Source organism: Microbacterium sp. CFBP 8801, assembly GCF_014839455.1.
Classification (GTDB): Bacteria; Actinomycetota; Actinomycetes; order Actinomycetales; family Microbacteriaceae; genus Microbacterium.
This window is the reverse complement of the sequence record NZ_JACYNU010000001.1, coordinates 231,665-252,425: the sequence shown is the minus strand read 5'-3', so window position 1 is coordinate 252,425 and position 20,761 is coordinate 231,665. Positions and strand designations below refer to the sequence as shown.

Here is a 20,761-nt window from a genome sequence, read left to right as displayed (position 1 = left end):
GCGCGGGGCCACGCGAGGAGCATTGGGCACTCCGCCACCGGCCCTCTCATCGCGCGCCGTGCCCCAGGAGCCAGTCCCCCTCGCCGTCGCGCATCACCCGCCCCTCGAGCTCGGCGAAGCCCAACAGCACGACGGCGCGTGAGGGCGCCAGCCCACTCCGCCGCGCGACCTCGTCGGCCGGTCGTGCCGACCGCGCGGAGAGAGCGTCGATGATCCGGGTGCTCTCGTCGGTACGCCCGTCGTCGACCGACGTGCCCGCTCCCGCGCCGCCGAGCATCTCGCGCACGTCGGCAGCCGAGGTCACGCACACTCCGTCGTACTCGCGCAGGATGCGGTGGCAGCCGGCCGAGGCCGCACTCGTCACCGGCCCGGGTACCGCCCCCAGGGCGCGACCGAGCGTCGCCGCATGTGCAGCCGTGTTGAGCGAGCCGCTGCGCCACCCGGCCTCGACGATGACCACGGCATCGGCGAACCCCGCGATCAGCCTGTTCCTCGCGAGAAACCTCCATTTCGTCGGTGCGGCTCCGCACGGTGTCTCGCTCCACACCCCACCCGACGCGGCGATCGTCGTCAGCAGGGCTTCGTGCCCGCGCGGATACGAACGGTCGACGCCTCCGGCGAGGAAGGCGCTCGTCGTTCCCGCGGTGCTCAACGCGGCGCGGTGGGCCGCGCCGTCGATTCCGTACGCCGCTCCCGACACCACCGTGACGCCGTCCGCAGCGAGCTCGGCGGCGAGGTCGGCAGCGATCCCCTCTCCGTAGGCCGTCGAGGCGCGCGCCCCGACAAGGGCGACGACGGGCCCGACGGGAGCCGCAGATCGGCCCCGCCGCCACAGAGCCACCGGGGCATGGGCACCGAGGTCGTCGAGCTTCACCGGCCAGTCTTCGTCGCCCGGCACGACGAGGTCGACCGCCGCCCGACGGGCCGACTCCAGCGCGGCGGTGATCGACCCGGGCTGCAGGCGCGGCAGCCACCGTGCGCGCGCGTCCGCGAGTTCCGCCCCCTCTCCGCGCGAGACGAGACGGAGCGCGTCGACCGGCCCGTGCGTCGCGATCAGGGCCCCGGCCACCCCGTCGCCGGGCTCGAGCAGAACGCTCCAGATCGCGCGGGCGTAGGCCGAGCCGTCGTCGCCCTCGGCGCGCCGGAGCCCGTGGAGGGCGCGGCGCGCGGCCGGTGCCTCGAGATCGGGGAGGTTCACGCGCTCATCCCCCGCCGCAGGTACAGCGCTCGACCCACGTCGTCGGGCTGCAACCGCTCATGACCGGCGATGTCGGCGACGGTCCACGCCACCCGCAGCAGCCGGTCGTAGCCGCGCAGGGTCAGCGCCCCACGCCGCAGTGCCGCGTCGAGCGGGCTCAGCACGGCGGGCGACGGTGCCGCGGGGCCGCGCAACCAGGTCCCCGGCACGTCGGCGTTTCGACGCCACGGGGTTGCGGCCCACCGGACCGCCGTGTGTTCTCGCGCCCGCGCGACGGTCTCGCGCGCCTGCGCGGTGGTCACCGTCCGTGTGTCGCTCTCGCGTCGCGCGGCCGATACGCGCTGGAGGCGCAGGTCGATGTCGATCCGGTCGAGGAGGGGACCCGACAGTCGACGGGTGTACCGCCGGATCGCCTGCGGGGCGCACTCGCATCTTCCCCCGGCCACCCCGTACTGACCGCACGGGCAGGGGTTCGTCGCGACCACGAGTTGGAAACGCGCGGGATAGGTGGCGGCCACCCCCGATCGGTGCACCTGGATGACGCCGCTCTCGAGCGGTTGGCGCAGGGCGTCGAGGACCGCCGCCGGGAACTCACCACCCTCGTCGAGGAACAGCACCCCGTCGCTGGCGCGGGCGATGGCGCCCGGGCGGACCACGCCCGACCCTCCCCCGATCAGGGCGGCGGCCGTCGCGCCGTGGTGAGGGCTCTCGAACGGCGGTGTCCGCGACAACCGGGTCACCGTCTCGCCCGACAGGGAGCGCACCGACGCCACCGACAGCGCGGCGTCGTCGTCGAGCGGGGGCAGGATGCCGGGGAGCCGACGCGCCAGCATGGTCTTGCCCGCGCCCGGGGGCCCGCTCATCAGCATGTGGTGGCCGCCGGCCGCCGCCACGACGAGCGCGTCGACGGCATCGGCCTGCCCGACGACGTCGGCGAGTTCGTGGCTCTCATCGGAGGACTCGTCGACCGCCGGAGCCGCGACGGGGTCCAGCTCCACGGCGTCGGTCGCCCCTCCGTGCCAGCGCACGACCTCGGCCAGGCAGGTGGCGGCGAACACCTCGACCCCCTCGACGAGGGCGGCCTCGGCCGCATTGGCCGCGGGGACCACGACCCGTGCGTGCCCCGCGCGGCGGGCAGCGACCACCGCGGGCAGAATGCCCGGCACCGGGCGCAGCCGCCCGTCGAGTCCCAGCTCGCCGACGTGCACGGTGGCGGCGACGCGGGCGGCATCCATGCGCGTGGTCGTCGCCAGTGCGGCCACGGCGATGGCCACGTCGAACCCCGACCCGCGTTTGGGAAGACTCGCCGGCGAGAGGTTCACGGTGATCCGCCGCTTCGGCAGGTCGAGACCACGATTGGCGCACGCGTTGCGCACCCGACGCCCTGCTTCGCCGAGGGACTTGTCGGGGAGTCCGATGATGGCGAACTCCGGCGTCTGCGACGACACGTCGGCCTCGACCTCGACGGGGTCTCCGCGCAAGCCCGTCAGTGCCACCGCCCACGTGCGTGCCACGCTCACAGGGCGTCCTCGAGGTGCTCGAGGCGGGCCGTCGCCGGATCGTCCCCCACGAGGGCGATCGCGTCGATGCGCAGATGGCGGCCGCGTGCCGCGTCGGGGTGAGCGGCGATCCACGCCATGGCCAACCGCCACAGGCGAGCCGCCTTGCGCGCGTCGATCGCCTCGAACGGGTGACCGAAGTCCTCGCTCCGGCGGGTCTTCACCTCGACCACGACGAGAGTGCTCCCGTGCTCGGCGACGATGTCGAGCTCGCCCTGTGCGCACCGCCAGTTCCGCGCCAGTATGCGGTAACCGTCGCCCGTCAAGAAGGCGACGGCGCGTTCTTCCCCGGCTCGGCCGAGATCGTCTTTCGCTGCCATGCCCGAGAGCGTGGCATCCGGCTCACCCCGTCCGGGGCATCGAAACCGTCATCGGTGGAGAGCCCGAGAGATCGGGCCGCTGTGGAGGAGCCTCAGTTGTCGAGCGACAGCTCGTCGGGCAGCTGGAAGTCATGGCGAGAGAGCTCTTCGACGTTGACGTCCTTGAACGTCAGCACCCGCACCGACTTCACGAACCGGTCGGCGCGGTAGATGTCCCACACCCACACGTCGGTCATCGAGATCTCGAAGTAGAAGTCGTGCTCGGTGTCGCGGCGCACGACGTTGACGTCGTTGGCCAGGTAGAACCGTCGCTCGGTCTCGATCACGTAGGTGAACTGGCGCACGACATCGCGGTACTCGCGGTAAAGGGCCAGTTCGAGTTCGCGGTCGTAGTCCTCGAAGACGTCGTCATCCATGGTTCTCCCATCCTAGGCGGGCGTCGGGCGCCGAGCCGCACGCGGGTGCGCTCCCGGGCGCGTCCCTCGGCGTCGTCGGATCGGCGTCGTCAGAACAGCGTCGTCAGAACAGCGTGGGCGCCGCGGCGATCGCCCACGAATGCCGGTGGTGCTCGCTCATGCCGTGCACGGCGATCGCGTCGCGGTGATCGAGGCTCGCGTACCCCTTGTTGCGCGCCCACCCGTAGGCGGGCAGGTCGTCGTGCAGACCGACCATCAGGGTGTCGCGGGCGACCTTGGCGATGACGGATGCCGCGGCCGCACTCGCGCAGTCGCGGTCGGCCTTGATGATCGGGCGCACCGTCAGCCCCGACTCGCCCGCCGGGGTGATGTAGTCGTGGTTGCCGTCGAGGATCACGAGCGCTTCTTCGGGCACGACGCCGTGGGCGCGCAGGTCGGCGATCGCCCGGACCGCCGCGAGCCCGAGGGCACGGATGATGCCGATCTCATCGACCTCGACGGAGCTCGCCCACCCGACGGCGCTGTGCTGCACGAACGCCGCCGCCCGCGCGGCGACCTCGGGGCGACGGGCCTCGGGTACGAGCTTGGAGTCGCGCAGCCCCATCGGCACGCGCTTGCGTGAACGGGCCGGGTCGACCACCGCCGCGCCGACCGCCACCGGTCCCGCCAGCGCCCCGCGACCCACTTCGTCGCAGGCGATGACGATCGCGTGCTCCTTGAGCAGGCGACGCTCGAGCGTGAGGGTGGGCTCGATCACGGCGATCCCGGCGCGGGGACCCCCGCGAACACCTCGTGGTGGAAGTCGACGAGGCCGAACCGGTCGAGCGGCCACGTCTTGAGGAAGGCGCGCCCGACGACGTTGTCGACGGGAACGAAGCCCAGCCCGGGCTGATCCTGGTTGAAGCGCGAATCGCGCGAACTGTTGCGGTTGTCGCCGAGCACCCAGAGCGAGCCCTCGGGCACCGTGATGTCGTAGGGAACCGGCTCGGGAGCCGTGGCGCCGGGCGCGAGGCGCACGTAGCTCTCGTCGAGCGGCACACCGTTCACGGTGGTCTGCCCGAGCGCGTTGCAGCAGACGACGTGGTCGCCGGCGGTGCCGATCACGCGCTTGATCAGGTGGTCGTCACTGTCGGGCGCCGACAGGCCGAACAGCGACAGCGCCCAGTCGACGCCCTCGACGAGCGGCGACCGCGGAGCGGCCGGTGTGGTGTCGAGCCATCCGCCCGGGTCGCGGAACACGACGACGTCGCCGCGCGAGTACTCGCCGAAACGGGGGGTCAGCTCATCGACCAGAATCCGGTCGTTGATCATCAGCGTGTTCTCCATCGACGCCGACGGGATGTAGAACGACCGAACCACGAACGTCTTCACCAGGAACGACACGACCAGCGCGATGAGCACGATGACCACGAGGTCGCGGAAGAACAGCGCCCACCCGCGGCGACGCCGACCGTCGGAACGGGATGCCATGGCATCCGGGGTCGAGGCGGTCTGGTCGTTCATGTGTTCCTTCACCGGGTCCACCGCACACCGGAGAACCGCACGGACAAGGGTCGCACATCGAGGCCCCGCCGAATGACCGACGCCGCCGCGAAAACGCCGAACGCCCCGTGGGTGAAATCCACGGGGCGTTCGAGGGGAGCGGACTCAGCGGTCGCGCTTCTCCTTGATCTTGGCCTTCTTGCCACGGAGGCTGCGCAGGTAGTAGAGCTTGGCGCGACGGACGTCACCGCGGGTGACGACCTCGATGTGGTCGATCACCGGGCTGTGGACGGGGAACGTGCGCTCCACGCCGACCTGGAAGCTGACCTTGCGGACGCAGAACGTCTCGCGGACGCCATCGCCCGAGCGGCCGATGACGACGCCCTGGAAGACCTGGACACGCGAGCGCGTGCCTTCGGTGATGTTGACGTGCACCTTGACGGTGTCGCCGGGGGCGAAGACGGGGATGTCGGACCGCAGCGAGGCTGCGTCGACGGAGTCGAGGATCTGCATGATCTTCACTTCCTGCGACCGCCACAGGTCGATCGCACGATAAAAGGGGAAAAGGTGAGGCGTGCCCGAAGCCGCGGATGCGGCGGACTCCCCTGAGGCAGAGCCGGTCAGGGCACAAACGCCTATTCTGCCACGGACACCGGGCGCGGCAAAACCGGCTCAGTCGGGGCGGCGCGTTTCGGAGACGACGATCACGTCGCCCGCGGGCTGGGCAGCCGGGCGTTCCTGCGCCGGCGGGATGTAGGCCGTGCCGTCGGTGGCGTGCAGCACGGTGACCGCACCCCGTGCTTCGTTCCACAACTGCGCCAGCGATGACCAGAACAGCAGCAGCGCACCGACGACCGACAGCACCAGCAGCGGGAAGAACACGCGCGAGTCGAAGAAGCCCAGCGCGATGATCACCACGTGCCACAGCCCCAGGCCCGCCACATCGCGCCACGACACCGCGCGCGACTCGCGCACGCTCGCCCGTCCGCGGATGAGCAGTGACAGCAGCACCTGCGAGACGAAGACGGCCGGCAGGGCGACGAACAGCCACAGCAGGGCCCACCCGCTTCCGCCCGAGAAGACGATCCATCCGACGAACAGCCAGAGCGGCAGGACGAAGGCGGCCGGGAACAACCAGCCGAGGAAGAGTCTGCGCAGCGCCATGGACCGATGCTACGGCGCGGGAATGTGCGCTGCCTATGAGAACCCTCTGCCCGTCTCGGCGCGAGGGCGCCGCGTCGGGGAGAATGGATGTTCCACGAGAGGAACACCATGATCGAACTTCGCACCCCGGCCGAGATCGAAGCGATGCGTCCGGCGGGCCGCTTCGTCGCGGAGGTGCTCGCGACCCTGCGCGACGAGACCAAGGTGGGCACGAACCTGCTGCACCTGGATCGCCGCGCCCACGACATGATCCGCGCCGCCGGTGCCGAGTCCTGCTACATCGACTACCACCCCTCGTTCGGCGCGAGCCCGTTCGGCAAGGTGCTGTGCACCTCGATCAACGACGCCGTGCTGCACGGCCTCCCCCACGACTACGTCCTGCGCGACGGCGACCTCGTCTCGCTGGACTTCGCGGCGTCGGTCGACGGCTGGGTCGCCGACTCGGCCGTGTCGTTCGTGGTCGGCACGGCCCGCGACGAGGACCTGGCGCTCATCGACACCTCGGAGCGCGCTCTGGCCGCCGCGATCGACGCCGCGACCGTCGGCCACAAGATCGGCGACATCTCGGCGGCCATCGCCGCGGTCGCCCACGCCGAGGGGTTGAGCATCAACACCGACTTCGGCGGTCACGGCGTCGGACGCACGATGCACGGCGACCCGCACGTCGCCAACGACGGCAAGGCAGGACGCGGCTATCCGCTGCGTGCGGGTCTCGTCGTGGCGCTCGAGCCGTGGTTCCTGCACACGACCGACGAGCTGGTCACCGACCCCGACGGCTGGACGCTGCGCAGCGCCGACGGCTCGCGCGGGTCGCACTCCGAGCACACGGTCGCGATCACCGCCGACGGCCCGATCGTGCTCACGGACCGTTCGTTCCTCGGCGTCGACTGACACGCGATCGACGGATGCCGCGGCCTCGGGGTCGCGGCATCCGTCATTCACAGGGCGGGCCGGTGCCGAGCGCGGGGCGCACCCGATGCGGACTCCCCCTCCGCCCCAGGCCGCGAGGCGTACACCCGGGGCGGCGGGGTCAGTCGGCGAGCAGGTCGGGCCGGCGCTGTCGCGTGCGCTCGAGCCGCTGCTCGCGTCGCCACGAGCCCACCGCACCGTGGTTGCCGCTGAGCAGCACCGGGGGCACCTCGCGCTCGCGCCACACCGCGGGCTTGGTGAACGACGGATACTCGAGCAGCCCGTCTTCGTGGGACTCCTCGACGAGGCTCTCGGGGTTGCCGACGACGCCGGGCACGAGGCGGCCGATGGCCTCGACCATCGCCATCACGGCGACCTCTCCCCCGTTGAGCACGTAGTCGCCCAGGCTGATGAGACGCACCTCGCCGAGTTCGGCGGCGTAGTCGAAGACGCGCTCGTCGATGCCCTCGTAGCGACCGCATCCGAAGACGAGGTGCGGGGCGGTCGACAGCTCGCGCGCGGTGGCCTGCGAGAACCGCTCGCCGGCGGGCGACGGGAAGACGATCACGGGCCGCTCGGGCGCATCGCGGGTGACGTCGTCGAGCGCCTCGCCCCAGGGTTCGGGCTTCATGACCATGCCGGCGCCGCCCCCGTAGGGCGTGTCGTCGACCGTGCGATGACGGTCGTGCGTGTAGTCGCGCAGATCGTGCACGCGCACGTCGAGCAGGCCGCTCTGACGGGCCTTGCCCAGCAGCGACACCTCGAGCGCGTCGAAGATCGTCGGGAAGATCGACACGATGTCGATGCGCACGTCAGTCCTCGCGCGCGTCGGTGGCCTCGTCGGCGTCGGGCGTCTCGTCGACGTGCGCCTCGAGGTCGGCGGCGTCGGGCTCGGGCTCGTCGCCCTCGACCGACGGAAGCTCTTCGAAGAGACCGGCCGGGGGCGTGACGACCACGCGACCGGCGGCGATGTCGACCTCGGGAACGATCGCGCTCACGAACGGAACGAGGACCTCGCGCTCGTCGCCGCTCAGGCGGACGATGAGCAGGTCCTGCGCGGGGAAGTGTTCGACCCGCACCACGCGACCTATGATGTCGCCGTCACGCACCACGTCGAGACCGACCAGCTGGTGGTCGTACCAGGCGTCGTCTTCGGTGGGGGCGGTCTCGGAGTCCTGGTCGATCCACAGGATGGCCTTGACCAGCGCCTCGGCGGCGTTGCGGTCGTCGACACCCTCGAAGAAGGCGACGGGGTGCGAGTTCATCCACCGGAACTCGCGAACGGTCAGTTCGCGGCCGTGCCACGGCGACGACTCGGGCACCTGCAGAGTGAAGGTGCTGCCCGGGACGAAGCGCCTGTCGGGGTCGTCGGTGTAGAGCTCCAGCTTGAAGGCGCCTTTCAGGCCGTGGGCCTTGACCAGGCGCCCGACGCGGAGCTGGGTCTTGGCGGGCTGGGAGCCCGCGGTGTCGTCGGCCGCCATCAGTCGTCGGCGACGTCGACGCGAACGCGACGCCCGTCGGCGAGGACGGACACGACGGTGCGCAGTGCTTTGGCGGTGCGTCCGCCGCGCCCGATCACGCGACCCCGGTCATCGGGGTGCACGTGAACCTCCAGCACATCGCCGCGGGGCGAGGTGCTGGAACGGATGGTCACGGCGTCCGGGTGATCGACGATCCCCTTGACGACGTGTTCGAGCGCGGCAGACAGCACGGGAATTACTCGGCCGAGGTCTCGGCGGCGTCGGCGGACGCCTCGGCGGGGGCCTCGGCAGCCTTCTTCTCGGCCTTGGGCTTGACGACCGACTTCTTGGCGGCGTCGGGCTGGAAGGGCGCCTTGGGCTCGCGCACCTTGACGGTGGACACGGCGTTGGCGTCGCCCTTGAACTTGCCCCAGTCGCCCGTGAGCTTGAGGATGGCGGCGACCTGCTCGGTGGGCTGGGCGCCGACCGACAGCCAGTACTGCGCGCGCTCCGAGTCGACCTCGATGAACGAGGGCTCCTCGGTCGGGTGGTACTTGCCGATCTCTTCGATGACACGACCGTCGCGCTTGGTGCGCGAGTCGGCGACGACGATGCGGTAGTAGGGCGCGCGGATCTTTCCGAGGCGCTTGAGACGGATCTTGACAGCCACGATGACTCCTGATGATGGAAAACGAACGAACCGAACGCCTGGAGCGTGGGGTGCACACCCGGCGGAAGCTCAAAAGGGCGGACCGACACTGGATAGAGGGTCGAGTGGTGGGTCCGACCCTCTATTCTGCCAGATCCGTCGCCCCACCCGCGACAGCGACATCGAATGACACGCCGCGGCGCGCCGGAGTCGGCGTAACACGGCGTTTCCCGCGGCGCGATCCACCGCATGCCGCATGCGAGACTGAGCCGCATGAGGCTGCCGTTCGCTGCATCGACGCGCTCGTCCGTGGGGCTGGAGTGGGAGCTCATGCTCGCCGACCGCGAGACGGGCGACCTGGTCCCCCGTGCCCCCGAGATCCTCGAACGCCTCGAGGATCGCACCGCGCTCGAGCGCTTCACCGTCACGGGTGAGCTGCTGACGAACACCGTCGAGGTCACCAGCGGCGTGGGCGACACCGTCGCCGGAGCCGTCGACGACATCGCCGACGCGATCGGCGCTCTGCGCGAAGAGACCGAGCCGCTCGGCGTCGAGCTGCTGTGCGCCGGAAGCCACCCCTTCGCGCAGTGGTTCGACCAGCAGGTCAGCGACAAGACGCGCTACCACTCGCTCATCGAGCGCACGCAGTGGTGGGGCCGCAACATGATGATCTGGGGCGTGCACGTGCACATCGGCGTCGACGACGTCGAGAAGGTCCTGCCGATCGTCAACGCCCTCACCGTCTACCTCCCGCACCTGCAGGCCCTCTCGGCATCCAGTCCATTCTGGGCGGGCGAGCGCACGGGGTACGCCTCGAACCGCGCCCTCGTGTTCCAGCAGCTGCCCACCGCGGGTCTGCCCTGGCAGCTCGAGACCTGGGACGACTTCGAGCGCTACCTCGACGACATGGTGCGCACCGGGGTCATGGCGGATGCCAGTGAGGTGCGCTGGGACATCCGTCCGGCGCCCAAGTGGGGCACCGTCGAGATCCGCGCGTGCGACGGGATGTCGACCCTGCCCGAGCTCGCCGCGGTCGCCGCCCTCGCGCAGACGCTCGTGGAGCACTTCTCGCGCCTGATCGACGAGGGTCGCGAGCTTCCCGGCATCCCGCCCTGGTACGCCCGCGAGAACAAGTGGCGCGCAGCCCGCTACGGTCTGGACGCGCGGGTCATCGTCGATCGTGACGGCACGCAGCTGCCGGTGGTCGACCACCTGCGTTCGACGATGCAGGAGCTCGCCGGGGTTGCCGCCGAGCTGCACTGCGCGCGCGAGTTCGCCGGGCTCGAGACGATCCTCGCCACCGGCGGCAGCTCCGCTCGCCAGGTCGCGGTGGCCGAGGCCGCCGACGGCGATCTGCGCGAGGTCGTGCACCACCTGATCCGCGAGTTCCGCGCGGGACCCACCCTGCGCGAGCACCTCGCCTCGCTGCGGGTGTGAGCGGGCTCGGCGCCCCTTCATAGGGTCACCCTCATAGGATCGCTCCATGATGCGCGGGCGTTCTCTGGTGGTCACGACGGCGATCGCCGTGGGCCTGGGCGTGCTCCTCACCGCCTGCGCCGCCGAGACGTCGACCGCTCGGCCCGAGCCGACGTTCGCCGATCCGGTGCTGCGTCCCTCCCCCACCGCGACGCCCTCGTCGACGCCCGCGCCCCTGCGCGTGGTGACGGTGGGCGATTCCCTCATGTCGGGGTTCGGGCTGGAACCGGAGCAGGCGTGGCCGGTGCTGCTCGGCACGCGCGCGCACCTGAACCTCACCAACCTCGCCTGCGCGGGAGCGGGCTTCGTCGTCACGGGCGACTGCGGGGTGCCCTTCTCGGGGCTCGCGCCCGCCGTCACCGCCCTGCAACCGCAGCTGATCGTCGTGGAATCCTCGAGCAACGACTTCTGGGAGGACGGCGACGAGATCCGCGACGATACCGCCGACACCGTCGAGCTGCTGCGCGAGGCGGCGCCCGACGCGCGCATCGTCGGGCTCAGCACCATCTGGAACGACGAGGCCGACGTCCCCGACGACACCGCCGTCACCTCGCAGGCCCTGAGAGACGCCGTCGACGACGCCGGGGGCACGTTCCTCGACGTCGGGCAGCCGCTCGTCGGGCACCCCGAATGGATGCAGCCCGACGACGTGCACCCGACGCCGCGGGGTCAGCGCGCGATCGAGCAGACGGTCATGTCGGCACTGCAAGACGCCGACGTGCTGCCCTGACCCGACGCCCTGGGCGCGGCGTCAGCCGCGACCGAGCAGCTCTCGTCGCGGGGTCAGCCGCGACCGAGCAACCTTCGTCGCGGGGTCAGCCGCGACCGAGCATCTTCTGCAGCTCGGCGAGGTCGGCCTCGCTCGGCGCCGCCTGGCCGCCCAGGCCAAAGCCCGAACCGGTCGGAGCGGTCGCCTCGGCGACCCCGGCGTTCTCGGCCGCGCGCTTGGCGGGGTTGCCCGAGCGCGAGCCCTTCGCCTTCTGCTGCTTGCCGCGCTTCGATGAGGCGCCGGGCTTTCCGCCGACGGGACCCATGCCGGGGATGTTGGGCACACCGCCCCGTGCGACGGTCTTCATCATCTTGGCGGCCTGGTCGAAGCGCTGCACGAGCTGGTTGACGTCGGTCACCGTCATGCCCGAACCGCGAGCGATGCGCAGGCGACGCGAGCCGTTGAGGATCTTGGGGTTGCGACGCTCACCGAGCGTCATCGAGCGGATGATGGCCTCGGTGCGATCGATCTCGCGCTCGTCGAAGTCTTCGAGCTGTTGCTTCATGTTGCCCATGCCCGGGAGCATCCCGAGCATCTTCTTCATGGAGCCCATCTTCTTCATCTGCTGCATCTGCTGCAGGAAGTCTTCGAGCGTGAACGTCTCGGTCGCGAGCTTCTCGGCGACCGCCATCGCCTCGGCCTCGTCGAACGCGGACTGCGCCTGCTCGATCAGGGTGAGGATGTCACCGAGGTCGAGGATGCGCGACGCCATGCGGTCGGGGTGGAACGGCTCGACGTCGTCGAGACCCTCACCCGTCGACGCGAAGATGATCGGCCGACCCGTGATCGAGGCCACCGACAGGGCCGCACCACCGCGGGCATCGCCGTCGAGCTTCGACAGCACGACGCCGGTGAAGTCGACGCCGTCCTGGAACGCCTTGGCCGTGTTGACGGCATCCTGGCCGATCATGGCGTCGATGACGAAGAGCACCTCGTCGGGCTGGGTCGCCGTGCGGATGTCGGCGGCCTGCTTCATCAGCTCGGCGTCGACGCCCAGGCGGCCGGCGGTGTCGATGATGACGATGTCGTGCTGCTGGCGGGTGGCGTAGGCGACGCCGTCGCGGGCGACCTTCACGGGGTCGCCGACGCCGTTGCCCGGCTCGGGGGCGTAGATGGCGGCACCGGCGCGCTCGGCGACGACCTGCAGCTGGTTGACGGCGTTCGGGCGCTGGAGGTCACAGGCGACCAGCAGCGGGGTGTGCCCGTCTTTCTCGAGCATCTTGGCGAGCTTGCCGGCGAAGGTCGTCTTACCGGAGCCCTGGAGGCCCGCGAGCATGATGACGGTCGGGGGGTTCTTCGCGAACTGCAGTCGTCGCTGCTGACCGCCCAGGATGCCGACGAGCTCGTCGTTCACGATCTGCACGACCTGCTGCGCGGGGTTCAGCGCGCGGTTGACCTCGTCGCCGAGGGCGCGTTCGCGCACCGCCGCCGTGAACTCCTTGACCACGGGCAGCGCCACGTCGGCGTCGAGCAGGGCCCGGCGGATCTCGCGCACGGTCCCGTCGACGTCGGCGGGTGTGAGCTGGCCCTTCTTCCGGAGGTTGCGGAAGGTCTCTGTGAGCCGGTCGGAGAGGGTGCCGAAAGTCGCCATGATGAGACGAGTTTACGCGGGTGGCGCGAAAGGCGCTGTCGACCCGCGTGGCCCGTGGCCCCGGCGTCGCCGGGCTCAGGCGAGAGCGAGGGCCGCCGTGAGCGTGTCACGGAGCGCCGGCCCGGTTGCGGTGCGGTCCGCCCACGCCCAGACGGCAGCCAGAACCGCCGCCGAGAGGGCTCCCCCGCGCACCTCGGCCGAGAGCTCCGGCATCCCGTCCCGCACGAATCGCGCCGCGAGATCCCGCTGCAGCCGGAACTGCCGGATGGCGCGATCGCGGTCGAGCTCGGTGGCGATGCCCATGGCGTCGGCGTTCGTGATCGCCAGGGCGAGGGCGTCGGGAGCGAACCCCTCTCCGATGCGGATCAGGGTCTCATCGATCGCCGACCCCGTGCGCAGGTGCCGCTGGGCGGCATCCACCCGCTCATCGAACCCCGACCACAGCACGTCGCTCTTCGCGGCGAAGTAGTTGAAGAAGCTGGAACGACTGACGCCGACCCGGCGGGTGATGTCGGACACCGAGGTGGCGTCGTAGCCGCGCTCGAGGAACAGCTCGCACGCGGCTTCGGCCAGCACCTCTCGCGACGAGGCGCGGGGGCGTCCGCTGCGGGGCTCGGGGGTCACCGCTTCAGCCTAGGCGGCTCGTCGCATGTATTCTTGGACGCAATCCAACATTGGGAGCGGTCGATGATCGACATCCACCACGCGGGGCTCTCCCCGCACTACGTGCCCTATCTCGACGGCTGGGCCCACCAGCGGGCGATCCACGCGGACGTGGTCGCCGGCAGCCGGCCCGACACCCTGCTGCTCCTCGAGCACGAGGCCGTCTACACGGCCGGCAAGCGCACCGAGGCCCACGAGCGGCCCGACGACGGCACCCCGGTCGTCGACGTCGATCGCGGAGGCAAGATCACCTGGCACGGACCGGGCCAACTGGTGGGCTACCCCATCGTGCGTCTGCCCGAGCCGATCGACGTGGTCGCCCACGTGCGGCGACTGGAAGCACTGCTCATCTCGGCTCTCACCGAGCACGGAGTCGACGGCTTCCGCATCGAGGGACGCAGCGGCGTCTGGGTCCGACGCCCCCTCGGCGTCGACAAGGTCGCGGCGATCGGAGTCCGCGTCGAAAGAGGTGCGACCATGCACGGCTTCGCCGTCAACTGCGACAACTCCCTCGCCGGCTTCCGGCGCATCGTCCCGTGCGGGATCTCGGATGCCGGGGTCACGACCGTGAGCGAGGTGATCGGCCGCGATGTTTCCCCCGCCGATCTCGCGCCGGCGATCGAGCGCGCGTTCCGCGCCGAGTACGCGGCGGTGGCCGCGTGAGCGCCTGCGGAACCGGAGCGACCGGGGCACCGGCATCTACCGCTCCGAACGGACGCAAGCTCCTGCGTCTCGAAGTGCGCAACGCCGAGACCCCGATCGAGCGCAAGCCCGAGTGGATCAAGACCAAGGCCCGGATGGGGCCCGAGTACACGGCCCTGCAGAACCTCGTGAAGACCGAGGAACTGCACACGGTGTGTCAGGAGGCCGGCTGCCCCAACATCTTCGAGTGCTGGGAGGACCGCGAGGCGACCTTCCTCATCGGCGGTTCCCAGTGCACGCGGCGCTGCGACTTCTGCCAGATCGACACGGGCAAGCCCGCCGACTACGACACCGACGAACCGCGCCGTGTCGCCGAGAGCGTGACGCGGATGCAGCTGCGCTACGCCACCGTGACGGGCGTCGCGCGCGACGACCTGCCCGACGAGGGCGCGTGGCTACACGCCGAGACCGTGCGGCGCATCCACGCCGAGAACCCGGGCACGGGCGTCGAGATCCTGGCCACCGACTTCTCGGGCAACATCTCGCACCTCGACGAGGTGTTCTCGTCGCGGCCCGAGGTGTTCGCGCACAACGTCGAGACGGTGCCCCGCATCTTCAAGCGCATCCGTCCCGCGTTCCGGTACGAGCGCTCGCTCGGCGTGCTGACCGCCGCGCGCGAGGCCGGCCTGATCACCAAGTCGAACCTCATCCTCGGGATGGGCGAGGAGCCCGCGGAAGTCGTGCAGGCGCTCGAAGACCTGCGCGCGGCCGGCACCGACATCATCACCATCACGCAGTACCTGCGCCCCACGCCCCGGCACCTTCCCGTGCAGCGCTGGGTGAAGCCCGCCGAGTTCGTGGAGTTCAAGCAAGAGGCCGAGCGCATCGGCTTCCTGGGCGTGCTCGCCGGGCCCCTGGTGCGCTCGTCGTACCGCGCGGGGCGCCTGTGGGCGCAGTCGATGGTGTCGATGGGCCGCGAGATCCCGCCGCACCTCGCCCACCTCGCGAAGGACATCGCCGCCGCCGACGCCGGTTTCGCGCAGGCCGTCTGACGCGGTTCGTCGGCGGCGACGGCCGTCTCGTCGCCACGGCGGCAGACGGCAGCCGTCGTTCTCGCACGTCCGCGCGGGCACTCACCCGCGTCGTGAGCCCGGCCGTCTCGGGGTCGGGCCTCAGTCGGCGCTGGTGACCGACTGCACCTGACCGTCGGAGCCCAGGTTCACCAGCAGGGCATCGTCGGTGGCGTCGGGATCGAGGGCGTACTCGAGCACCGCGAAGGGGTCGGCTCCCCCGTGCTCGTCGGCGAGGATCGTCATGCTCATCAGCTGCAGCGCCTTGATGACGTCGATGTGCGTGTCGCCGGTCACGTCGGTGAGGAAGTCCTCGAGCTCGTCACCGAGGGTGGCCTGCTGCTGCAGGATGTACTCCGTCACCTCGCTCGTGCGGGTGTCGAGCTCGTTCACCATGGCGTTGCGCGCCACGAGGTCGATCGCCTCGAGCGTGGAGATGAGCGAGGCCGCGACGTCGAGCGCGTCGACCGAGACGTCGTCCTGGTCGGGGGCGGTCAGGTCGACCGTGACGCTCTGATCGCCGAACTCCACGTTCTCCGACCAGAAGATCGAACCGTCGGGACCCGACTCGAGGAGTCCGAAGAAATCGTGCTCGATGGCCATGAGTCCATGTAAGCAGTCAGCCCCGACTTCGGGAAGGCGACCCGCCTGGGGCGCCGACTGCGATAAGGGTCCCGCGGTCAGTCGACGAGCGAGGCCGCGAACACGTGCGGGGTGAAACCGGTCAGGTCGTTGATGCCCTCGCCCTGGCCGAGCAGCTTGACGGGGATGCCGGTGAGTTCCTGCACGGCGAGCACGAAGCCTCCCTTCGCCGACCCGTCGAGCTTCGTGAGCACGAGGCCGGTGACCCCGGCACTGTCGAGGAAGGCCTGCGCCTGCATCAGTCCGTTCTGGCCGGTCGTGGCATCCAGCACCAGGAGGACCTCGCTGATGGGCGCCTGCTTCTCGACGACGCGTTTGATCTTGCCGAGCTCGTCCATGAGCCCGCCCTTGGTGTGCAGGCGCCCCGCGGTGTCGATGAGCACGATCTCGGTGCCGGTCTCTTTCGCGTGGGCGACGGTCTGGAAGGCGACGGATGCCGGGTCCTGACCCTCGTGCTGCGGGCGCACGATCGTCGCACCGCCGCGCTCGGCCCAGGTGGCGAGCTGGTCGACGGCTGCCGCGCGGAACGTGTCGGCGGCACCCACCACGACCGTCCGGCCGTAGCGCTGCAGGAACTTCGCGAACTTGCCGATCGTGGTCGTCTTGCCGACGCCGTTCACCCCGACCACGAGCACCACGGCCGGCCGCTCGGTGAGTCGCAGGGTGGTGTCGAACTTCGCGAAGTGCTCCTCGAGCGTCTCGCGCAGCATGCGCTGCAGATCGCGCGGGTCGGTCGTGCGGAAGCGCTCGACCTTCTCGCGCAGCTCGTCGATGAGGCGCTCGGTCACGTCGGGGCCGAAGTCGGCGGTCAACAGCGCCGTCTCGAGGTCGTCCCACGTCGTCTCGTCGATCGTGGGTTTGACGAAGAGTCCGCGCAGCGCGCGACCCAGCGACCAGGAGTTCTCAGCCATTGCTTCAGCTTACGGGGGCGGCTTCGCCCCGCGCGGCGGCGCGATCGCCCACGCGCTGTCCGACCACGGCCGACACGCCGTCCTGACGCATCGAGACCCCGTAGAGGGCGTCGGCGATCTCCATCGTGCGCTTCTGGTGGGTGATGACGATGAGCTGGCTGCTCGCGCGGAGCTTCTCGAACACCCCCAGCAGGCGGCCGAGGTTGGCGTCGTCGAGCGCCGCCTCGACCTCATCGAGGATGTAGAAGGGGCTGGGTCGCGCGGTGAAGATCGAGGTCAGGAACGCCACGGCCGCCAGCGACCGCTCCCCGCCCGACAGCAGCGACAGCCGCTCGATCTTCTTGCCGACCGGGCGCACCGACACCTCGATGCCGGTGGTGAGCGGATTGTCGGGGTCGGTCAGCGAGATGCTCCCCGCCCCGCCCGGGAACAGGATGGGGAAGATCTCGGTGAAGGCGACCCGCGTGTCCTCGAAGGCCGCGACGAAGATCGTCTGCATGCGGTCGTCGAGCTCGGCGATGATCGTCTGCAGGTCGGCGCGCGTCTGCTGCAGGTCGGCGAGCTGCTCGGTCAGGAACGCGTGCCGCTGCTCGAGGGCCGCGAACTCCTCGAGGGCGAGGGGGTTCACCCGTCCCAGCTGGCCGAGCTTGCGTTCGGCTTCCTGCAGGCGCTTCTTCTGCGCCGCGCGGTCGAACGCCACGCCGTCACCGTCGCCCTCGCCGGGAAAGACCTGGTCGGGACCGTATTCCGAAATGAGAATGCTCTCGTCGAGCGCGAGCTCCGAGTGCACGCGTTCGAGAAGGCTGGTGATGTGCAGCTTCTGCTCGTGCATCTGCAGCTCGAGACCGTGGACGCTCTCGGTGAGACGTGCCAGGCGCTCGCGCACCCCGCTCTCCTCCGCGCGCGCTCGGCTCAACTGCTCGGTCACGGCCGTTCGGGCCGACTCCGCGGCGGCGAGCTCGACGCGCGCCTCGCTCACCGATCGATCGACGGAGTCGAGCACCGCCGGGAGGTGCCCGGCGACCTCGGCGGCGATCTCGCGCTGCGCGCGACGGATGACCGTGCGTCGCGCCGCTTCGTCGGCCGCCGCGCGCTCTCGCTCCCGCTGCTGCTCGAGCTGCACGATGCGGGCCTCGCCCGCGCGCACCCGCTCGCGGAGCGTCTCGATGTCGAGTCGCGCCCGCATCTCCCCCTCGCGCGCCGCCTCGACCTCGGCGAGGAATCCGTCGCGCGCCGACACGTCGAGGATGGGGCGGGGCGTCTCCTGGGCACGGCGCAGCGCCTCCTCGGCGACGCGGGCGGTGGCCTCGGCCTCGGCGACGGCGGCCTCGGTCTGCGCGAGTCCGGCCGCCAGGCGTTCGCACTCCGCCACGGCGGCCTCATGCCGCACCGTCACGCGGTTCACCTTCTCGGCGTGCGCCGCCAGCGCGGCGTCGTGCGCGCGCAGGGTCGACAGCGCGTCCTTGGTGCGTTGACGCGCCTCGCTCTGGTGACGCTGCTCGTCGCCGAGGGCCTCGCGCAACGAATCGGCGATCACGACGGTCTCGTCGAGCCGCTCGCTCGCGGCGGCGCGTTCGGCCGCGAGCTCGAGGCGCGAACCGCCCGCTCCCGAACCGGCGCGCAGGGTGCGCGCGGTCAGCACCTCTCCGGCGCGGGTCACCAGGGTGATGTCGTGGGCGAGCGAGGGCAGAGCCGTCCGGGCGGTCGCCAGGTCGTCCACGACGACCACCCGCGACAGGATGGCGCTCACCCCCGACGAGGCCGTGACGACCTGCGCGGCGGGCACCCCGCCCGCCACCGTCGGCGGGGCGTCCGAGACGGCGGCATCGGCGATCGCGATCTCGACGAGCCCCAGATCGGAGTCGGCGGCCGTCCGGGCAGCGGCGAACGCCGCGTCGATGTCGTCGACGAGCAGACCCTCCGCGAGGGTGCCGAGGGCGGCGGCGATCGCCGCCTCGAAGCCGGCCGTCACCCGCACGTCGTCTCCGACGAGCCCCCGGATGCCGGTGCCCCCGGCCGCGATCAGTTCGGCCGCGGCGTTGCGCACGTCCAGCGCGCGTCCGAGCGCGGCCGTCTGCGCCGACAGCGCGTCGCGCTCGCGCTCGGCCGCGTGGAGGCGTTCCCGCAGCGCCGCCACCTGCGTCTCGGCGTCGTTCGCGTCGCGCTGGGCGCGCTCGTACGCCGTGGCGTGTTCGACGGTGGACGCTTCGGGCACGACGTCGGGATCGAGCGCCGCCCGCGCCTCTTCCGCTTCGGCGCGCCGGGCGAGCGCGGCCTCGAGCGCACGCTGCTGACGCTCCACGCCCGCGCGCACCGCGGTGAGGGCCGCGTGGGCGGCATCCGCGGCTCCGCGCAGGGTGGTGAGGCGCATGTCGTGCTCGGACACCAGCGCGCTCTGCGCGGAGATCTCGGTGTCGAGGGCGTCGAGCTCGGCGCGAGCCCGCGCCACGGCCCGTGCGGCATCCGCGGCGGCGTCGTGCGCGTCTCCGAGACCGGCCGCGATGTCGTCGATCTCGGCGCGGACGTCGTCGATCATGGTCTGCGTCACCGTGGGGGCGAACCCCGCGCCGTCGGCGTCGTCGTCGGCGAGCAGCGTCAGACGCTGCCCGGCCAGGCTGTAGAGCCCGCGCAGACGCTCCTGCACCTGCTCGAGCGCGAAGGCGACGCTGCGCGCACGGTCGACCGCCTCGGAACGCTGGTCGTTCTCGAGCCGCTCCACCCGCTGACGCAGCCCATCGGCCTGCTCCTGCAAGCCCAGGCGTTCGGTGTGCCGCTCGCTCTCGGCGCGGGCGGCGTCGGCGAGCTGCCCGCGCAGGCGCACCAGTTCGTCGGCGTACAGCCGGGCTTTCGCATCGCGCACGACCGCCGCGATCGTCGCGGCCTCGCGTGCGACCTCGGCCTGCTTGCCGAGCGGCTTCAGTTGGCGTCGCAGCTCCCCCGCGAGGTCGCTGAGACGGGTGAGGTTGGTCTCCATGGCCTCGAGCTTGCGCGCGGTCTTCTCTTTGCGACGGCGGTGCTTGAGGATCCCCGCCGCCTCTTCGATGAACCCGCGCCGATCCTCGGCCGTCGCCTGCAGAACGGTGTCGAGGCGGCCCTGGCCGATGATGACGTGCATCTCGCGGCCCAGGCCCGAATCGCTCAGCAGCTCCTGCACGTCGAGAAGGCGGCACGTCTGTCCGTTGATGGCGTATTCGCTCGCGCCGGTGCGGAACAGCGTGCGGCTGATCGTCACTTCGCTGTAGTCGATGGGCAGGGCGCCGTCGCTGTTGTCGATCGTCAGGTGCACCTCGGCGCGCCCGAGGGGTCCACGCGTGGACGTTCCGGCGAAGATGACGTCTTCCATCTTGCCGCCGCGGAGCGTCTTCGCTCCCTGCTCGCCCATCACCCAGGCGAGGGCGTCGACGACGTTGGATTTCCCCGATCCGTTCGGCCCGACGATGCAGGTGACGCCGGGTTCGAGGGCGAAGGTCGTGGACGAGGCGAAGGACTTGAAGCCCTTGAGCGTCACGCTCTTGAGGTGCATGTCACCCCGCCTTCCCGCGATCGAGTACGGCCTCACGGTACCCGAGATTCCGCGGGATTCCGCGGCGCCAAGCCGCGCACCGTCGTCGCGACGCGCCCGGCGGGCACGCCAATCTGGACGAACGCTTGACATTCGCGCGCACACCTCGCTAGCGTCGGTGGTCGCAACCGACGACGAAAGGAGGTCCTCCCATGATTCGCACTCTCACCGGCTTCACCGCCACCGGCTTCATCGCCGTTCCCGTGCTCTCCGCACCGTTCACCGGAGTGACCACCGCCGTCGGAATGCCCTCCCGCCAGGGTTGACCCGGCCCACGG

At 71.0% G+C, this 20,761-nt stretch carries 22 protein-coding genes; 5 read left to right on the top strand and 17 right to left on the bottom strand.

Features of this window, described 5'->3' with window-relative positions; translation table 11 throughout:
- Window positions 1-46 precede the first annotated feature (46 nt).
- The 8 genes from dprA to IFR11_RS01175 form a co-directional block, all read right to left on the bottom strand.
- Window positions 47-1,198 carry a DNA-processing protein DprA gene (dprA, locus tag IFR11_RS01210; protein WP_191914960.1) on the bottom strand — a complete coding sequence of 384 codons (1,152 nt, stop codon included), beginning with the start codon at window positions 1,196-1,198 and terminating at the stop codon, window positions 47-49.
- On the bottom strand, window positions 1,195-2,718 hold the full coding sequence (locus IFR11_RS01205) for a YifB family Mg chelatase-like AAA ATPase (protein WP_191914959.1): 1,524 nt from the start codon (window positions 2,716-2,718) through the stop codon (window positions 1,195-1,197). The genes dprA and IFR11_RS01205 overlap by 4 nt, the downstream gene beginning before the upstream one ends.
- Complete coding sequence (locus tag IFR11_RS01200; protein WP_191914958.1) at window positions 2,715-3,077, bottom strand: YraN family protein; 363 nt, start codon at window positions 3,075-3,077, stop codon at window positions 2,715-2,717. The genes IFR11_RS01205 and IFR11_RS01200 overlap by 4 nt, the downstream gene beginning before the upstream one ends.
- Before the next feature lie 92 nt (window positions 3,078-3,169).
- A complete protein-coding gene (locus tag IFR11_RS01195) occupies window positions 3,170-3,493 on the bottom strand; it encodes a DUF2469 family protein (protein WP_055836674.1) in 324 nt (107 codons plus the stop codon).
- A gap of 103 nt (window positions 3,494-3,596) precedes the next feature.
- Entirely contained in the window at window positions 3,597-4,256 is a 660-nt protein-coding gene (locus IFR11_RS01190) for a ribonuclease HII (protein WP_055837870.1), read from the bottom strand.
- On the bottom strand, window positions 4,247-4,996 hold the full coding sequence (gene lepB / locus IFR11_RS01185) for a signal peptidase I (RefSeq protein ID WP_191914957.1): 750 nt from the start codon (window positions 4,994-4,996) through the stop codon (window positions 4,247-4,249). The genes IFR11_RS01190 and lepB overlap by 10 nt, the downstream gene beginning before the upstream one ends.
- A 144-nt stretch (window positions 4,997-5,140) precedes the next feature.
- Entirely contained in the window at window positions 5,141-5,488 is a 348-nt protein-coding gene (gene rplS, locus IFR11_RS01180; RefSeq protein WP_055837868.1) for a 50S ribosomal protein L19, read from the bottom strand.
- A 159-nt stretch (window positions 5,489-5,647) separates the two neighbouring features.
- Window positions 5,648-6,139, bottom strand: a complete 492-nt coding sequence (locus IFR11_RS01175) for an MFS transporter permease (protein WP_191914956.1) — start codon at window positions 6,137-6,139, stop codon at window positions 5,648-5,650.
- 108 nt (window positions 6,140-6,247) lie between these two features.
- Here IFR11_RS01175 and map point away from each other — a divergent pair, with 108 nt between their 5' ends.
- The gene (map, locus tag IFR11_RS01170; protein ID WP_191914955.1) at window positions 6,248-7,030 is read left to right on the top strand and encodes a type I methionyl aminopeptidase; all 783 of its coding nucleotides are present in this window, start codon (window positions 6,248-6,250) and stop codon (window positions 7,028-7,030) included.
- A 139-nt stretch (window positions 7,031-7,169) separates the two neighbouring features.
- Here map and trmD read toward each other — a convergent pair whose 3' ends face one another.
- The 4 genes from trmD to rpsP are packed head-to-tail and all read right to left on the bottom strand — an operon-like array spanning window position 7,170 to window position 9,178.
- Window positions 7,170-7,859 (bottom strand): tRNA (guanosine(37)-N1)-methyltransferase TrmD, encoded by a 690-nt coding sequence (gene trmD / locus IFR11_RS01165; RefSeq protein ID WP_191914954.1) that lies wholly within the window; start codon window positions 7,857-7,859, stop codon window positions 7,170-7,172.
- A gap of 1 nt (window position 7,860) precedes the next feature.
- The gene (gene rimM / locus IFR11_RS01160; protein ID WP_191914953.1) at window positions 7,861-8,529 is read right to left on the bottom strand and encodes a ribosome maturation factor RimM; all 669 of its coding nucleotides are present in this window, start codon (window positions 8,527-8,529) and stop codon (window positions 7,861-7,863) included.
- Complete coding sequence (locus IFR11_RS01155) at window positions 8,529-8,759, bottom strand: RNA-binding protein (protein ID WP_191914952.1); 231 nt, start codon at window positions 8,757-8,759, stop codon at window positions 8,529-8,531. The genes rimM and IFR11_RS01155 overlap by 1 nt, the downstream gene beginning before the upstream one ends.
- 5 nt (window positions 8,760-8,764) lie before the next feature.
- Window positions 8,765-9,178: a 30S ribosomal protein S16 gene (gene rpsP, locus IFR11_RS01150; protein ID WP_055836651.1), complete on the bottom strand. Its 414-nt coding sequence runs from the start codon at window positions 9,176-9,178 to the stop codon at window positions 8,765-8,767.
- 252 nt (window positions 9,179-9,430) lie between these two features.
- On the opposite strand from rpsP, the gene IFR11_RS01145 reads away from it, so the two are divergent.
- The gene (locus IFR11_RS01145) at window positions 9,431-10,594 is read left to right on the top strand and encodes a glutamate--cysteine ligase (protein WP_055939829.1); all 1,164 of its coding nucleotides are present in this window, start codon (window positions 9,431-9,433) and stop codon (window positions 10,592-10,594) included.
- A 46-nt stretch (window positions 10,595-10,640) separates the two neighbouring features.
- A complete protein-coding gene (locus tag IFR11_RS01140) occupies window positions 10,641-11,363 on the top strand; it encodes an SGNH/GDSL hydrolase family protein (RefSeq protein WP_191914951.1) in 723 nt (240 codons plus the stop codon).
- Between the two features lie 85 nt (window positions 11,364-11,448).
- Here IFR11_RS01140 and ffh read toward each other — a convergent pair whose 3' ends face one another.
- On the bottom strand, window positions 11,449-12,993 hold the full coding sequence (gene ffh / locus IFR11_RS01135) for a signal recognition particle protein (RefSeq protein ID WP_055836644.1): 1,545 nt from the start codon (window positions 12,991-12,993) through the stop codon (window positions 11,449-11,451).
- A gap of 75 nt (window positions 12,994-13,068) precedes the next feature.
- Window positions 13,069-13,617, bottom strand: coding sequence for a TetR/AcrR family transcriptional regulator (locus IFR11_RS01130; RefSeq protein ID WP_055939823.1), 549 nt, complete (start codon window positions 13,615-13,617; stop codon window positions 13,069-13,071).
- 63 nt (window positions 13,618-13,680) lie between these two features.
- On the opposite strand from IFR11_RS01130, the gene lipB reads away from it, so the two are divergent.
- Together lipB and lipA are read left to right on the top strand one after the other, a co-directional pair.
- Entirely contained in the window at window positions 13,681-14,319 is a 639-nt protein-coding gene (gene lipB, locus IFR11_RS01125; RefSeq protein WP_191914950.1) for a lipoyl(octanoyl) transferase LipB, read from the top strand.
- Window positions 14,316-15,350 carry a lipoyl synthase gene (lipA, locus tag IFR11_RS01120; RefSeq protein WP_191914949.1) on the top strand — a complete coding sequence of 345 codons (1,035 nt, stop codon included), beginning with the start codon at window positions 14,316-14,318 and terminating at the stop codon, window positions 15,348-15,350. The genes lipB and lipA overlap by 4 nt, the downstream gene beginning before the upstream one ends.
- A gap of 120 nt (window positions 15,351-15,470) precedes the next feature.
- Here the strand turns inward: lipA and IFR11_RS01115 are convergent, their stop codons facing one another.
- The 3 genes from IFR11_RS01115 to smc all read right to left on the bottom strand — a co-directional run bounded on the left by IFR11_RS01115 (window position 15,471) and on the right by smc (window position 20,444).
- Window positions 15,471-15,971 carry a DUF2004 domain-containing protein gene (locus tag IFR11_RS01115; RefSeq protein ID WP_055939821.1) on the bottom strand — a complete coding sequence of 167 codons (501 nt, stop codon included), beginning with the start codon at window positions 15,969-15,971 and terminating at the stop codon, window positions 15,471-15,473.
- A gap of 77 nt (window positions 15,972-16,048) precedes the next feature.
- Window positions 16,049-16,921 (bottom strand): signal recognition particle-docking protein FtsY, encoded by an 873-nt coding sequence (gene ftsY / locus IFR11_RS01110; RefSeq protein ID WP_055836633.1) that lies wholly within the window; start codon window positions 16,919-16,921, stop codon window positions 16,049-16,051.
- Window positions 16,922-16,925: 4 nt separating this feature from the next.
- On the bottom strand, window positions 16,926-20,444 hold the full coding sequence (smc, locus tag IFR11_RS01105) for a chromosome segregation protein SMC (protein ID WP_191914948.1): 3,519 nt from the start codon (window positions 20,442-20,444) through the stop codon (window positions 16,926-16,928).
- Between the last annotated feature and the right edge of the window lie 317 nt (window positions 20,445-20,761).